This window comes from Duganella sp. GW821-FHT01E12, from assembly GCF_059422325.1.
The window spans coordinates 316,406-331,441 of the sequence record NZ_JBWKWR010000003.1 but is presented as its reverse complement, the minus strand read 5'-3'; the positions used below and the strand labels follow the sequence as shown (position 1 = coordinate 331,441).

Genomic DNA, 15,036 nt, shown 5'->3' with positions numbered 1-15,036 from the left:
CGCCGGCGCCATTTCCCGCCCTGCCGCTACGCGCAGGGTGCTCTAGCCCACAGACCGAAACACCAAACTCGCCTAGCATCTGACTCGTCACTGCGAAGGAGAGCGTGTGAACACCACCTTATGGTTCCTGCTCGTCGGCTGCCTGATGCTGGCGCGCGGACTGGCGGCCACCACGATCTCGAAGTCGCCCTTCACCTCGGCCATCGTCTACCTCGGCGCCGGCATCCTGCTGGGGCCGACCTTCCTGAATATCTTCGGCTTCGATCCCAAGCTGCAATCGGCCCTGCTGGAAGTGCTGACCGAAATTGCCCTGCTGATATCGCTGTTCTCCGCCGGCATCAAGATGCCCGTGCCATTCAAGCGCCAGCGCTGGGACGCGCCGCTACGGCTGGCCTGGCTGTCGATGTCGCTGACGGTGGGGCTGGTGGCGCTGTTCGGCTACTACGTGCTGCGGCTGCCGGCGGGCGCCGCGGTCCTGCTCGGCGGCATCCTGGCGCCCACCGACCCAGTACTGGCCACCGACGTCCAGGTGCGCCATGCGGGCGACAAGGACCAGCTGCGCTTCACCCTCACCTGCGAGGCGGGCATGAACGACGGCAGCGCCTTTCCCTTCATCATGCTCGGCCTCGGCATGCTGGGCGTGGTGGACACCGGCGCGCACCATGTGCGCTGGCTGCTGATTGACGTACTGTGGGCGACCGCAGGCGCGTTGCTGATCGGCGTGGCGGCCGGTGCGCTGGTGGCCCGCTTGAGCTGGCGTCTGCGCGGCAGCGATCCCAAGCACGAAATCATGGACGACCTGGTGGGACTGGGCATGATCGCCGTGGTGTACGCGCTGGCGACGCTGCTCAAGGCATCGGGCTTCCTGGCGGTATTCTTCGCCGCCGTCGCGCTACGGCAGTCCGAACTGGTGCTGGCGGGCGCGCCCAGGGACCGTCATGGACTGATGGAACCGGACACGGCAAAATCCGAGTCGGCCAGGACCAGCGAAACGCACGAGGCGCCGCTCACCGTCAGCACCGAATCGCTGGTCTTCAAGGAGCATCTGGAGCGGCTGTCCGAGCTGACGCTGGTGCTGCTGTTGGGCGGCATGATCTCGCTGAACAGCATGCAATGGGACGCCCTGTGGACGGCCTTGTTCCTGTTCGTGGTCGCCCGTCCGCTGAGCGTGTTCGCCGGCCTGGCCGGCAGCGACACCAGCCTGCGCATGCGCGCCATGACGGGCTGGTTCGGCGTGCGCGGCATCGGCTCGATCTACTACCTGATGTTCGCCATCGAAGCCGGCCTGGCGCCGGAACTTGCGGCCCGGCTCACGCGTATCGCGCTGTTTGTCGTGATGCTGTCGATATTGGTGCATGGCTTCAGCGTCAAGCCATTGATGGACACAGTGTGGCGCCGACGCCGCTGAGCGCACGCCGCTTGGACATGCATCAAGAAGGACGGGTGCAGGATGTGGGATCGTCGTGCGACCATGTCCAACGATACCTACCTCATTGAAGACGCCAGCTTCCGGCTCGGCGACCCCGCCCTGCTCCAGCGCTGGCGCGAACTGCTGGCCGAAAGCGAAAGCCACGGCCGCGTCTACCAAAGCCCCGAATTTTTCGATTACCTGCTCAGCACGGCGACCGAACACGCGCCGCCGCAGCTGTTCACGGTAACCGAGCGGGCAAGCCGTGCGGTGGTGGGCGTGGTGCCGCTGGTGCTGCGTCAGCATAGCTTTGATTTTGTCGCCGGCCGGCTGCGCCTCGGCTCGTTGCCGGTGCCCAGCATCACCCTGCTCGGCAGCGCACCGCTGATGCCTGCGCGGCCCGAACTGCTGGATTTGCTGTTTAAATTCCTGTTGGCGCAGTTCCCGCAATATCATGCGATCTCACTCAGCTCGCTGCCGTCAGATAGCGAGCTCTGGCGCAATATAGGAAGCGCCACCCGCATGGCCGGCGGCTATATCACGCACTTGTTGAACAACTGGCGAAGCTGCCACCAGATCCCCCTGCCCGCCAGCTTTGAAGCCTTCATGGCGCAGTTCAACTCCAAGCGGCGCTACAACCTCAAGCGCCAACAGCGGCAACTGCGCGAGCACGGTGGCGGGCGTTTGGCTTTGCACCGCATTGAACAGCCCGAGCAATTGCCATCGATGTTGGAAGCCATGTCCAAGCTCACCACGTGCGAACATCGTGCACAATTATGGACCCCGGAAGAAATGCGGGAGTTGGCACTGCACGGCATGCTGCTGTGCTACCAGATCGACTGCGGCGACCAACCCTGCGCACTGATACTCGGCTTGCGATCAAGCGATACGCTACACCTGTTCAACATCTTCCACGACAACGGGCTCGACCACCTGTCGGTGGGAACCACGATACTGCACATGGCCATTGAAGACCTGTGCAGTCATCGTTTTACCTGCATCGATCTCGGCTACGGCACACCTGCCCACAGCTACCAATCCAGCAACGTCACCGTACAACGCGGGCATGTACTGCTGATGCGGCTCAACGTCAGAAATCGACTGGTCTGCGCTGTGCATAGCGCCTTCGTTGCTGCCACCGTGATGGCCCGCCGCCTCATCAAATACCGCTCTGCGGGTTAAGCAACGCACGGCGTCACAGCAAAAAGGCAGCCTCGGCTGCCTTCCATATTGCGGGGCCAGTGCGCCCGCCGCTTGCACGATGGTGTCACGCCATCATTTTTTCCGGCTCATACTCAAAAATCGCCGGCTCGCCCATGGCGATAGCGAGCGTCAAATTACCAACCCACATATATTCCACCTCTGCGGTTTTCGCGTCGGCCTTTTTCGGCGCAACTCGCCGGGATGGTGCCTTCTCCAACTCCTGCTCGTGGATGCTCCGCCGTATGATGAAGCCCTCCAGCGGATAATAGCTGCGCCGCAGGATATAGCCGCCACCTTCGCGCCGGGTTGCTGTCTGCATTGTGATCACGCCACTGCGCATGTCGGCGGCATCGCTGTCGGTCATGATGGGAGGTTTGAGGCTGCGGAGCAAGCGGCCATTGCAATCGTTGAACGCTCTTCAGGTGAAGGTTTCAGAAAAAACGTCCACAGGATATGGCGCCTCCAAAGGCATAGTTGCAATCATGTTCCCCTCAGTTGGAAGAAGGGGTTTCGTTAGGGTTCCCAAGATGGCGAATTGGATACATTGGATTACGTGGACCAACAGGGCTAACTACGACACGAACCTCGTCATTAGGGAAAAAGTGCATGTAGATGCTGCCCGGCGCCTCGTATTTCTCAACTTCCACCACTTTTTCCTTGATGACATCTTGAGTGCCGATAGGCATATTCCAACGCACCAACACCTTCATACCGGGATACCACACGCGCGGGATGGAAGTACAGCAGATATTGGCGATGCCCGCTCCCCAACTTGCCATATTGCCTCCGCCGGCACCGTCAACCGAGGCAGAATAAATGTAATTGCCGGTGTGGTTAACAATACCGACCTGAGCAGTGGCTCTATCGCTCGCTTGCGCCTGCGACTGACGCAGTGCGCACCCAGAGATAGCTACGGCAATGGTTATGGCCAATAAATATCTAAATCGTTTCATCTTTTTACCTTGTTAATTTATTTATAGTTATATCAGTTGGAATCGCTAGGCGACTTCAGGAAGACGTCCACAGGATATGGTGCATCTAAAGGCGTCGCTACGATAATGCCCGCCTCAGTTTGAAGAAGGGGTTTCGTTAGGATTCCCGAGATGGCGAATTGGGTACGCAGGGCTCCACGGAACAACTCGGCTGACCACTACACGGACCTCGTCATTAGGGAAAAAATGCATATAGATGCTGCCCGGCGCCTCGTATTTTTCGACTTCTACTACCTTTTCCTTCACTATATGTTGGTGTCCCACAGGCATATCCCAACGCACTGATACCTTCATCCCTGGATGCCAGACACGTGGGATGGAGATGCAACAGATATTGGCGAGCCCCTCTCCCCAAGCGGACATATTGCCTCCGCCGGCACCGTCAACCGAGGCAAAATCAATGTAATTGCCAGTGTGGTTAACAATGCCGACCTGAGCATTGGCCCTATCGCTCACTTGCGATTGCGATTGAAGCAACGCACACCCCGAGACTGCTACCGCAATGGCTATGGTGAATAAGTATATAAATCGTTTCATATTTTTACGCAACAGCATCAACGCTCCGTCATTCGCCAGAACTCCTCAGGCAGCGCGGAGATTTCGTTGTGATATTCCGCTCCCTGCCGAGTTTTCCCCAGCAGATCGACCATGGCCGCATGCTGCGTAAAATCATCCGACAACAACAACGCCAGAGCGCTGAAGTGCTGCCGCGCTGGCGCCGCGTGAAGTCCGTTGGCGCTGGCCACTTGCAGGTGCCGCTCCACACGCGCATGGCACTGTGCCGGACTATCCATCCTGAACAAGGATGACTGGCTGTCATACAGATTGACCATCGCCGCGTCGGCCTCCGACTTATCCACCAACTTCGAGAAGACTTCGTCGCTGAGCGGCATCTGTTTGAAACCTGCCGGCGCCGGCGGAGTGGCCTCGCCCTGCCAGCTGCGCAAGGCTCCGTAGCGACCAGGCCACCACCAACGCACCATCGAGGTGAGCAACTCGCCACGTTCCGACTCGATCAGCGCTTCTAGCAACGCAGGCAACACGCGTATGTCCCCGTCATTGCTCAAGCCATAGCGCCGAATTCAGCGCCAGCTTCATACACCACGCGGTGGGACACGATCAGCCGATACAGCATCGCCCTCGGCAAAAGCCAGCGGCTCTTTCGCGTTACGCCACCATTTTGTCCGACTCAACAAACTCGGGAAGCAACTGATCTCCCATGGCGAGAGCGAGTGGCAAATTCTCGACCCAGATGTATTCCACCTCGGCGGTTTTCTCGTCGACCTTTTTCGGTTTGGCAGATTTGGATGGTTCGGTGTCGAGCTCCTTCTCGTGGATACTCTTCCGAATGACGAAGCCCTCCAGCGGATAATAGCTGCGCCGCAGGAGATAGCCGCCGCCTTCCCGCCGGGTGGCTGTTTGCGTCGTGATCACGGGGCTGCGCATGTCGGCGGCGTCGCTATCCGTCATGATGGGGAATGGCGTGTCGTACTTGGATTGCTCGAGCAGGTCTTTTTCTTCCTCGGTCAATGGTTCGTTCTTCTTTTCCTTGGCCTGCGCCGCCTCGATCTTCTGTCCGAGGGCGAAGACTTTGTCTTCGAATTTATTCCGTCGCCACTTGGTCTTGACGTCTGCCATTTGCTTGCGTTTGTCGAACTCGGTCACCGCACCGGCGAGATAAAAGCCCGCTAGCGAGTCGTGCACGTAATCGTCGAAGAAACGCATCACCTCCGCCGGCAGCGGCTCGGGTTTATCGAAAATTCCCATGGCCCAGCGTTCCCATGAATCTAACGGCAGATGTTGCTGGGCCCTGTAGTAGTGCCACTGGTTCATCCGGGCCAGATCTCTGGGACCGAAGGGTTCTGATTCGGTGTCAGACTTTATGGAGTCTTTGAAGGTGCTCCGAAGCCGCACGGCCTCTAAATCGCCAATTAGCATCTTGTTACTACTTCGCAGGTCCTCTTGCGCTTGGGGGCTTGAAGCCTTAAAGCTGGCCGTGCTTTCCAGCGTGGTCAAGCGAGCCGCGCGCCAACGGTAATACAACTCCATATGTTCCTTGATGAGATGGCCATTCCCTCCAAGTTCAGCGGTGTAAGCGTTCCAGGCGGAGGCGAGTTCGGCGTCTACCGGAAAGTCTTCTTGAATAGCCATCTCAAGTTCGCTGAATGGCTGCAATGGAACGCCCGCCTTACGGGCCTCTTTAAACATATGCGCCAACGGAATCTGCGACAGCATGGCCGATTGCGCGCCGCGTCCCTTGCCATATTCTCCGGGTGCGTAGCCGCCGCCGACATCGGAGTGCATGCCGGGGAAATAGACCTCAGCGAATTTGTTGCTTGTAGTTTGTAGTTGTGTGACCGGAAAATTCATGCGTTGTTCGTGCGCGGCGATATAGTGCCGACCTCCCTTCACGCAGTCAGGCAAGGGCAGGAGCAGCTTCTTGGCCCAGGCCCAATGGCCGTCGAAAAAGACACGCGGCACTACGGTCGTACGTCCGGCCGAGTCCGACATGCCGACCGTGGCCACGACATCGAACACGCCTAGAAAGTCGATAGTGGTGGGAATGCCAACCAGCTTACCGTCGCTCAGCAATTCCGAGAGAAAATGGCAGAAAGCGGTCGCCTCGGCCCCGCCGCGCGAGAAGCCGAAAACCGATACCGTGAGCGACGGAATGGACGGTTTAGGTTTGCTCGCGAGCTTTGCGCTCAATTTTTTAAGATGAGGTTCGAACCAGTCGCGGTGCGTTTTGCGATTGTGCTGTTTGTTCTCTGCGTCCCACTCTGTCTGTCCTACTTCATGCTCGTAAGCTCTGGCTAATTGTCCCACCTCTTTTGTCGGAAACAGAAATATATTGTCATGAGTCGTCCGGTGAAGCGAGTTGATTACTTGAAGCAAAGCCCATATTATTCGCGCCTGCCCGCCCTTCGCAAAGGCCTTGCCATCATCGGTCTCAGTTAATTCACCAATTTCCGGGAAGGGCGTCCCAACGCCGGCGATATAAGAACGGAAATATCCACTCTCTCGTTTGTCCGCTGGAAATGCTCGAAATAGCCTTGCCACGTTGCTGTGGCTAAATTCCTCAGGCTTTAGCTCTCTACTTAAAACCGGAGCTTGCTCTTCGGTCTTAGGATCAATAATTACCCCTGTGCGCTTCCCATATCTGTCTCGTTCTAGGTTGTTGTTCGTGCCGTCAAAAAACAAGCCGACACGAACAGGGATACTGCACGGGGCATCAGACGTCGTGGAACAAGCGGCTGTTGCGATCGTCGACTTTTCTTCAGTCGAAGACTTTAGAAAGCCGTCTACAGGATATGGTGCCTTGGCGGGAGTGGCTGCGGTCATGGCAGTATCAAATTTGAAGACGAATGTTCGTTCGGATTGCCAACGTGGCGAATCGGAAAGTCAGGTGCGCCGGGACCATTCACGCTGACGACAACACGCACTTGGTCATTCGGAAAAAAAACCATATAGATGTCACCAGGTCTCTCATATTTTTCGACTTCTACAACTTTTTCCTTCACGATGTGCTGGTGTCCTACAGGCATATCCCAACGCACTAACACCTTCATACCTGGATACCAGACATTTGGAATGGAGGTGCAGCAAATGTCAGGACCGCCTACTCCCCACCGCGCCATATTCCCTCCGCCGGCACCGTCAACCGAGGCCGAATCAATGTAATTACCAGTATGGTTAACAATACCAATCTGAGCAGGAGCCCTTTCGTTCGCTTGGGTTTTCGATTGACGCAGCGCGCACCCTGCGATGGCTACGGCAATGGAAATTGCGAATAAATATGTAAATCGTCTCATTTTTCGTACCTTTTTTAATTTGCTTATGATCGTATCAGTTGAATTCGCCGGGATTGCCAGCCAAGTGAGTCGGAAAGTCTGAGGCGCGGGGGCCATTCCGGCTGACGACAACACGCACGTCGCCATCCGTTAAAAAAACCATATAGATGTCACCAGGCCTCTCGTATTTTTCGACTTCCACAACTTTTTCCTTCACGATATGTTGGTGCCCCACAGGCATATCCCAGCGCACCAACACCTTCATACCGGGATACCACACGCGAGAAATGGAAGTGCAGCAAATATTGGCGATGCCCCCCCCCCAACTTTCCATATTCCCTCCGCCTGCACCGTCGACCGAAGCAGAATAAATGTAATTGCCAGTATGGTTAACAATGCCAACCTGGGCAGTGGCCCTATCGCTCACTTGGGCTTGCGTTTGACGCAACGCGCACCCCGAGACAGCCACTCCGATGGCTATGGTGAATAAGTATATAAATCGTTTCATATTTTTACGCAACAGCCTCAACGCTCCGTCATTCGCCAGAACTCCTCGGGCAGCGCGGAGATTTCGTTGTGATATTCCGCTCCCTGCCGGGTTCGCCGCAGCAGATCGGCCATGGCCACATGCTGCGTAAAATCATCCGACAACAACAAGGCCAACGCGCTGAAGTGCTGCCGCGCTGGCGCCGCGTGTAGCCCGTTGTCGCTGGCCACCTGCAGATGCCGCTCCACGCGTGCATGACATTGAGCCGGACTGTCCATCCTGAACAAGTCCGGCTGGCTGTCATACAGATTGGCCAGCACCGCGTCGGCCTCCGCCTTATCCACCAACTTCGCGAAGACCTCGTCGCTGAGCGGCATCTTGTCAAAATCTGCCGGCGTCGGCAGCATAGCCTCGCCATGCCAGCTGAGCAAGGCTCCATCGCGCCCCGGCCACCACCAACGCGCCATCGGCCCGAGCAACTGGCGACGTTCCGGCTCGGACAGCGCTTCTAGCAACGCCGGCAACACACGCGTGTCGCCCCAACGCACCGGCCATTCAACGGTATCGGACGTCATCGCGATCAAATAGGGACGCATATGTCGCACCATCTCATCGGTGTCCAGCACACTGGCCACGATGCTGAGCATCGGCCTGGCGCCGCAGTCGGCAAACAGCCGATTCAGCCACGCCAAGCGCGCTTCCTCGCCTTCGGGCGCGGTCAGCAGATACGGCGCCGCAGCACCAAGTCCCTGCAAGGCGGTGCCGTCATACAACGACCGCCTCGGGAATAGACGCGGCGAACGCATCCGGAAAAACTCCTCGTCGAAAGCGCCATCGACCAGCGCAAACAGCCGCAGCGCATCCGACGGCGACGCATCGCATAGCTGCTGGAATTCCTGTGCGATCTGCACAGGCAGCGTGGCAAGGGGAGGATTGGTGGCGAAATACATGATTCCTCCTCAACCCGCGCTCGGCGCCATGAAGGGACTGCCGGCGCGCAAGGCCGCCAGCAGGCATGCCTTGCACACGCTGGTCGGCAGCGCAGGCAAGGGGTAATCCAGTTTCTCCGGCCCGCTAAAGTTCTTCGTGCCGGCATGGACCGTTAGCTTGCCGGGACACTGTACCGTGATATTTCCACCGTCAATAGTGATGTTGGCCCCACCCGCCGTAGACAGCGTAATGCTCTTGGCAGCAGCCCAATCGACAAACGCATTGGCGCTGACGAGATTGACCTCGTCCCGCGCCTGCACCTTCAGCACATCCGCCTGCGCCTGGATATCAACCGCATCCTTGGCAGCGATCATCTGCACGCCCACATTGTTTTCGCCCGGCTTGACCACACCGCCCAGCACGCCGATGGCCTGCTTGCTATGCACGCGCAACTGCCCTCCGCTGACGAACTGCGCATCATCGCCGCTCATCAAGGCGATCGTCTCGCCGTTGGACATCTGCATTGCCTGCCCCGCCGTCACGCTCAAGCCAGCCTTGCCGCTGACGGCGATGATCGGCGAACTGGCATGCGGCAACTTGTCATCGCCGGGCGCGGTTTTCTTCTCGCCTGCATCGGCCGTGGCCGCATCCAGACTGGCATTGCCCACCATGCCCGACACCGCAGCCAGCATCGCCTTGAGCGGCGCCGATTTGTCGTCCAGCGCGCTCTGATCGGCCTTGGTGGCGCCGATGTGCGTGGCCAGCGCAACCGTCTCATGCGTCTTGGCCGCATCGCTGAACGTCTGCCCCAGCTGCACCGCCTGCTTCATCAGCGCGATGCCGGCCGTGTTATCGCCCATGGGCTCGCGCTCGCTGGCGCTGTGACTGATCGCATAGCTCGTCACCAACAAGCCGCCCGCCGCGCGCACCGCGCCATACGCATCGGTGCGCAGCTCGGCGCCCTGCCCGCGCAGACTGCCGCGATAGTTATCGGCGCTATGGATCAGATGCCCCAGGGTCAGCTCGCTGGCCGCATGTGTCGAGCGCAGTTGCACGCGCCCCTGCGCATCGGTGTCATCGAACAGCAACTGGTTGTAGCCGGCGCCGCCAAACTCCTTGCTGCGCACGCCCCACTGCGCCGCGGCGTTGCCGTGGCCGGCCGTGTCGGCGGAAGCCCCGTGCCACAAAGGACTGTTGCCCGCTGCCAGATTGCCCTGCGCCGACGGCGCATGATCGCTGGCCGGCTGGAACACCGACGCCTGGCTGTCGCCGGCAGCCTGTCCCGCCGGCGTCGGCGCCACGCCGCCCTCGCCCTGGCCGTTGTACAACGCGCCAAGGATGATGGGCCGGTCGATATCGCTCTCGATGAACTGCACCAGCACCTCCTGCCCAACGCGCGGCAGGAACTGGCTGCCCATGCCGCCGCCCGCCGAACGCTGCGCCACGCGCACCCAGCAAGTGGCGTCGCCGCTGTCCTGCCAGTGATAGCGGATGCGCACACGGCCCAGCACATCGCAATGCAGCTCGTCGGCGCCGGCCGGCTGATCCAGGCCGTCCGCACCGACGACGATCGCGCTCTGCGCGCCCGATGCCGTAGGCTTCGGATGATTGCGGCCATCGCTGTCCGGCAGCTGCGGACGCCAGGTCACATCGGCGGCCAGCGCCTCAAAGCTGTTGGCGTAGCCCGTCTTGCGCGCCTGGTCGATCACCAGCGCAAAGTCGGCGTCGCGTTGCGGCGTCAATTCCTCCAGCAGTTCCGGGATCGGCCCGAACAGCTCAGCCAACCCATGCTGGGCCGGCGACGGCAGGTTGTTGACGCCCACACTGGTCACGCGCAGCACCGTGTAGGCCGGCACGGCATCGCCCTCGGCGGAGGCCAACGGCCCTTGCGTGACTTTGACGCGCCGCCCGGCGGCCAGGGTGCGCACCGTCGAGCGGCCGCGCCACAGCTGGCTGCGCGCTTCCCGCGCCTGCATCTGCAACTCAGCGTAGTGCTGGGCCTGCGCGCTGCCGGCGTAGGCGTACTGGCCGGGCACGTCGAAACTCTCCAGCGGCGGCAACTTCTCATACCGCTGCTTGGCCGGCGCGCTGGCGCTGACGGCTTTCTTGGCCTTGTAATCGTAGCTGAGCAAGGTGGTCAGCGTGGCCGAGACGCTGCGTCGCGCCTGCAGGGCCTGGATGGTGTCCCGCTGCTCGCCGGCGCGCACGCCGTGGAAGCGGATGCCGCCGCCGGACTCGCTGCTGGCATCCTCGGGCACCGCGCTGAGCTGGCTGCTGTCGGCAAACAGCACCATGCACAGGCCGTCCTCGGCTTCCTCGAAGCGCCAGGCCAGTCCTTCCTCGGTCAGCAGGCGCAGCACGAAATCATAGTCCGATTCGCGATATTGACAGCAATAGCTGCGCGCCGGCACATCGGCCAGGAAGCCGTCGACCTCTTCGCTCCAGCGCCATTGCGCCAGCGGCTGGTAGCCCTCGAAGACCGCCTCGACGATCTCGACCACCGTCTTGTCCTGCCATACGCGGCTGTTGCGCACCTGGCTCAGGCGCCACAGCCACGGCGTCAACCGCAGGCGGAAGCGCGCCAGGCCGCCCTCGCTGCCCAGCATGGCCGCCTGCGTGATGTCGCCGCTGAAGCTGGTCCGGCTGCCATCGGCCAGGCTCACTTCCAGGCTGGCCGGCTTACCCAGCAGCGGCGCCAGCTCGATGTGCGCATTGGTCGACAGCACGATGATGTCGCGCGCGCCCGTGCCCTGCACCATGTCGTCGGCGGAAAAGGCTTCCACCAGCAAGCCGCCCGAACCGAGGTCGGCATCGTCATCGCCCAGCTTGAGCGCGTACAAGCGCGTCGCGCTGGAAAACTGGGCCAGCGCGGCGGTGATTTGTTCCAGTAACGCGACGCTCATGAGTTTGAAGCCGTCTTCGCGGCCGGTGCGGCCTTGCATTCCGGCTCTTTCTTGGCATCGGCCGCGCACAGGCGCGCGCGGCATTGCTCCTCGCCGGCGGCGTTGTACTGCTTGCAGGTCTTGAGCTGGTCGGCAGGCGTGCTGGTCTTCTTGACCGGCGGACGCGCCTGCAAATGCGCCATCAACGCGGTGATCAGCGTGACGTCGTTGTCCGGCTGCTTGGCCGGCGCCTTCTCCTTGTCCTTGGCCGGCGCCTTCTGCGCCAGCTTGGCGTTGTCCGGCTTGCGCTCCGGCTTGTGCTCGGCCTTGCGTTCGGCCTTATGCTCGGGCTTGTGCTCAGCCTTGGCCAGCTGCTGCGTCTTCGCCTGCGGCCGCTCCAACGCTTGTTTGAGCTCGTCTTGAGCGGATGCCGGCTTGGCTGGCGCGGTCAGCATCTCCTTCAGCGAGGGCAGCTTGCCTTCCGCCGGCGCACCGGGCGACGCCGCCTCTTCCAGAATCGCAGCGGTCGACACCTCGGACTCCGCCGACGCAAGCGGCGGCGCGGCCGGGGCGGCCGCCACCACGACCGGCAAGCTGTCCTCATCGGGCGTATTGCTCATCCAGACCAGGGCGCCGCCAACGATGGCCAGCACGCCTACGCCGGCCGCGCCCCAGATCATCAATCCGCCTGAGCGCTTGCCCTGGGGCTGGCGAGCGGCCTTGGCCGGCGCGGCCGCCTTCGGTTTGCTGTCGAGCGTGCTCAGTATGCGCTGGCGCTCCGCCTCCGCCTGCTGTTCCGAGGAAAGAAGACTGGGCCTGCCCCCCTTCGAAGGGCGATCGTCTTGACGTTGCAAAATGTACTCCTTGTTAATTTCGCATTACTTTACGCGATTCAAGAAAAACACGACGCATAGTACGAACTCAACCGTGCGCACCCCGAAAACACGTGGTTTCACTGGGTAATTTCAATCGTGCGCTGGATTGTCATAACTGTAAGATATACTCAAAGCAATGCTTTAAGGATACTAATGATGCAACGTTCTGCTGGAGAGATGCTGTCGTGCTGATAGTGGCAATCGCACTCTATTTCGTACTTGCCTGCCTGATCAGCTGGATGGTGCTGTTTCCGGCCGGGCGCGAATTCGTGCTCAACGCGCTGGCGGACGCCGGCCAGCGGCTGCAGCAGCGGGTGGGCCGCATCGCCCAGCGCCGCCAGCAGGACGCCAGCGCCCTGGGCCGCAGCGGACGGGCATCGGCCGGCGAAGTCGGCGCCTTTCTGCGCCAGCACTATGTGTTGTGCCTGGGCGGAGCCGCGCTGATCTGCATTCCGCCGCTGCTGGCGCTGCTGATGAGCACCAAAAACACGCTGAGCGGCTTCGAAACCTCGACCAGGGAGGTGAACACCCAGGTCGCCGATCTGCTGCAAGGCGAGCAGCTGGTGCCGCCGCCGCCATTGCCGCCGCTGGTGTTCGCGTCGGCCGAAGTGGCGCTGGAGCGGCCGATGCTGGTGTCGGCCAGCCGCGACTGGGCCCTGATGGACGCCACCTATGCGCAGCGGCTGCTGATGGCCTTCAAGATCATGAAGGAAAAGCACGGCTACGACATGGCGATCCTGGAAGGCTACCGCAGCCCGGAACGCCAGAACGCGCTGGCCGCGATGGGGCCCAACGTCACCAACGCGGTGGCGTTCCAGAGCTGGCACCAATACGGCCTGGCCGCCGACTGCGCGTTCCTGCGCGACGGCAAGCTGGTGATCTCGGAAAAGGACCCGTGGGCCATGCGCGGCTACCAGCTCTATGGCGAAGTGGCCGAGTCGCTGGGCCTGACCTGGGGCGGGCGCTGGAAGATGATGGATTTCGGGCATACGGAACTGCGCATGCCCGGTGTGATGAGACGATAAGGTACGGGCAAACATGGCGGCATGGCTTAAAAATTTGATGACAGTGATCTTGGCGTTCGGCGCCAGTTGGCTGGGCGCGGTCTGGTACTGGCGTGCGAACAACCGCGTGCCGGCCACCGACGACCTGATTCTGTACCTGCTGGCGCTGCCCCTGGCCTTGCTGGCCGTGTTCTGGCTGGGCCGGAAGATTTACCGCGGCATCGGCGCCCCCGCCGCCGCCGCGACGGGCAACGCCGCCGCGCAACCCGAGGCGCCTGCGACGCCACCGCGCGGCGCAACGCTGTCGCTGGTCGCCGCCGCCGTGCGCGCACCGCATGGCATGTCGCCCGCCGAACTGGGCGCCACGCTGGCCGACAACAAAGCCCGCCCCACGCTGGACTCGGAACTCAACGACGCCCACGGCTACCCTGTCATGAGCGCCCGCATCGCCGGCATCGACGCCGACGCAATGCGCGCCGAGATGTCGGACTGGCTGACGGCCAACGGCATGGAAGCGCATTTCAGCGACGAGCAATGGCGCGCACTCAGCTCCGGCAGCGAAGTAGTCAGCGAATTGAGCGCACACCTTGCCGGCCACGCGCTGCTGCACACGCACGCCGAGCAGATAGCGCGCCGCGAACCGTCGCCGCTGCCGATGCTGCAACTGCAGCCGGTCTGGCTGGCCGATTGGAAGGCGGAGCACCGCCACGCAGCGGCCCAGTGGTTCCGCCACCTGGCCGCCCAAACCGGCTGGCCGGATGACCGCATCGCCGTCGCCCCGGAACGCGGCGCCGCCGACACCGAAGCCGGCACCGCGCTGGCGCGGCTGCTATCGAACGAACCGCCGCCGCTGGCCATGATCGTCACCTGCGGCTCGCACCTCGGCGCCGACAGCGTCGATCGGCTGGACAGCGGCAGCGCCCTGTTCAGCGCCAACCACCCGCAAGGCCAGATCCCTGGCGAAGGCGCGGCCGGCCTGCTGCTGGCCGACGCCACCCAGGCCAGCCTGCTGGCCAACACCGCCACGCTGCCGCAGTTGCTGGCCGTGAGCAGCGGACGCCTGCCCCATTCCGCCGACGAATCCAAACGCAGCAACGCCGAGCTATTGCAGGAACTGAGCGCCAAGGCGCTGCAAGGCGCGGGCCGCGAAGCATCGGCCATCGCGCTGATCACCGCCGACACCGACCACCGCACCAGCCGCATCATGGAGCTGATGGGCGTCGTGTCGGAAGCGACTCCGCAACTCGATCCCGGCGTCGACGTCTTCAGCGTCGGCGCCAGCTGCGGCAACTGCGGCGCCGTCACCTGGCTTACCGCGCTGGCCGTGGCGCGGCAGGAGGCGCAAAGCCGCAACGCCGTCATCCTCTGCATCAGCAACCTGGACCCGTTCCGGCGCGACGTCGCCGTCATCGGACCCGCAGCCGCCATACCTGTTTGATTTTTCCGATTTTTTCTAGAGCCCCA

14 protein-coding genes are annotated in these 15,036 nt (G+C 61.6%); 4 read left to right on the top strand and 10 right to left on the bottom strand.

The annotated features are described in order from the left end of the window. Nucleotides 1-106 precede the first annotated feature (106 nt). Entirely contained in the window at nt 107-1,408 is a 1,302-nt protein-coding gene (locus AC07WS_RS11415; protein ID WP_494729174.1) for a cation:proton antiporter, read from the top strand. Between the two features lie 63 nt (nt 1,409-1,471). Further along, nucleotides 1,472-2,590 (top strand): GNAT family N-acetyltransferase, encoded by a 1,119-nt coding sequence (locus AC07WS_RS11410; protein ID WP_494729173.1) that lies wholly within the window; start codon nt 1,472-1,474, stop codon nt 2,588-2,590. 85 nt (nt 2,591-2,675) lie between these two features. Here the strand turns inward: AC07WS_RS11410 and AC07WS_RS11405 are convergent, their stop codons facing one another. The 10 genes from AC07WS_RS11405 to AC07WS_RS11360 all read right to left on the bottom strand — a co-directional run bounded on the left by AC07WS_RS11405 (nt 2,676) and on the right by AC07WS_RS11360 (nt 12,547). After that, nucleotides 2,676-2,975 (bottom strand): hypothetical protein, encoded by a 300-nt coding sequence (locus AC07WS_RS11405; protein WP_494729172.1) that lies wholly within the window; start codon nt 2,973-2,975, stop codon nt 2,676-2,678. A gap of 127 nt (nt 2,976-3,102) precedes the next feature. Continuing rightward, nucleotides 3,103-3,564 (bottom strand): DUF3304 domain-containing protein, encoded by a 462-nt coding sequence (locus AC07WS_RS11400; protein ID WP_494729171.1) that lies wholly within the window; start codon nt 3,562-3,564, stop codon nt 3,103-3,105. A 114-nt stretch (nt 3,565-3,678) separates the two neighbouring features. Then, on the bottom strand, nt 3,679-4,158 hold the full coding sequence (locus AC07WS_RS11395; RefSeq protein ID WP_494729170.1) for a DUF3304 domain-containing protein: 480 nt from the start codon (nt 4,156-4,158) through the stop codon (nt 3,679-3,681). Beyond that, nucleotides 4,158-4,670, bottom strand: a complete 513-nt coding sequence (locus AC07WS_RS11390; protein ID WP_494729169.1) for a hypothetical protein — start codon at nt 4,668-4,670, stop codon at nt 4,158-4,160. Before AC07WS_RS11390 ends, AC07WS_RS11395 begins: the two co-directional genes overlap by 1 nt. A 100-nt stretch (nt 4,671-4,770) precedes the next feature. Next, a complete protein-coding gene (locus AC07WS_RS11385) occupies nt 4,771-6,945 on the bottom strand; it encodes a T6SS phospholipase effector Tle1-like catalytic domain-containing protein (protein WP_494729168.1) in 2,175 nt (724 codons plus the stop codon). Then, nucleotides 6,942-7,415, bottom strand: a complete 474-nt coding sequence (locus AC07WS_RS11380) for a DUF3304 domain-containing protein (protein ID WP_494729167.1) — start codon at nt 7,413-7,415, stop codon at nt 6,942-6,944. The genes AC07WS_RS11385 and AC07WS_RS11380 overlap by 4 nt, the downstream gene beginning before the upstream one ends. Nucleotides 7,416-7,449: 34 nt before the next feature. Next, nucleotides 7,450-7,902, bottom strand: coding sequence for a DUF3304 domain-containing protein (locus tag AC07WS_RS11375; protein WP_494729166.1), 453 nt, complete (start codon nt 7,900-7,902; stop codon nt 7,450-7,452). Between the two features lie 17 nt (nt 7,903-7,919). Beyond that, the gene (locus tag AC07WS_RS11370) at nt 7,920-8,831 is read right to left on the bottom strand and encodes a DUF4123 domain-containing protein (protein WP_494729165.1); all 912 of its coding nucleotides are present in this window, start codon (nt 8,829-8,831) and stop codon (nt 7,920-7,922) included. A gap of 9 nt (nt 8,832-8,840) precedes the next feature. Further along, nucleotides 8,841-11,714 (bottom strand): type VI secretion system Vgr family protein, encoded by a 2,874-nt coding sequence (locus AC07WS_RS11365; RefSeq protein WP_494729515.1) that lies wholly within the window; start codon nt 11,712-11,714, stop codon nt 8,841-8,843. Continuing rightward, nucleotides 11,711-12,547: a hypothetical protein gene (locus tag AC07WS_RS11360; RefSeq protein WP_494729164.1), complete on the bottom strand. Its 837-nt coding sequence runs from the start codon at nt 12,545-12,547 to the stop codon at nt 11,711-11,713. The genes AC07WS_RS11365 and AC07WS_RS11360 overlap by 4 nt, the downstream gene beginning before the upstream one ends. 206 nt (nt 12,548-12,753) lie before the next feature. Between AC07WS_RS11360 and AC07WS_RS11355 the strand changes: the two genes are divergently transcribed. Next, a complete protein-coding gene (locus AC07WS_RS11355) occupies nt 12,754-13,593 on the top strand; it encodes a M15 family metallopeptidase (RefSeq protein WP_494729163.1) in 840 nt (279 codons plus the stop codon). Between the two features lie 37 nt (nt 13,594-13,630). Further along, on the top strand, nt 13,631-15,010 hold the full coding sequence (locus AC07WS_RS11350; RefSeq protein ID WP_494729162.1) for a hypothetical protein: 1,380 nt from the start codon (nt 13,631-13,633) through the stop codon (nt 15,008-15,010). Nucleotides 15,011-15,036 lie beyond the last annotated feature (26 nt).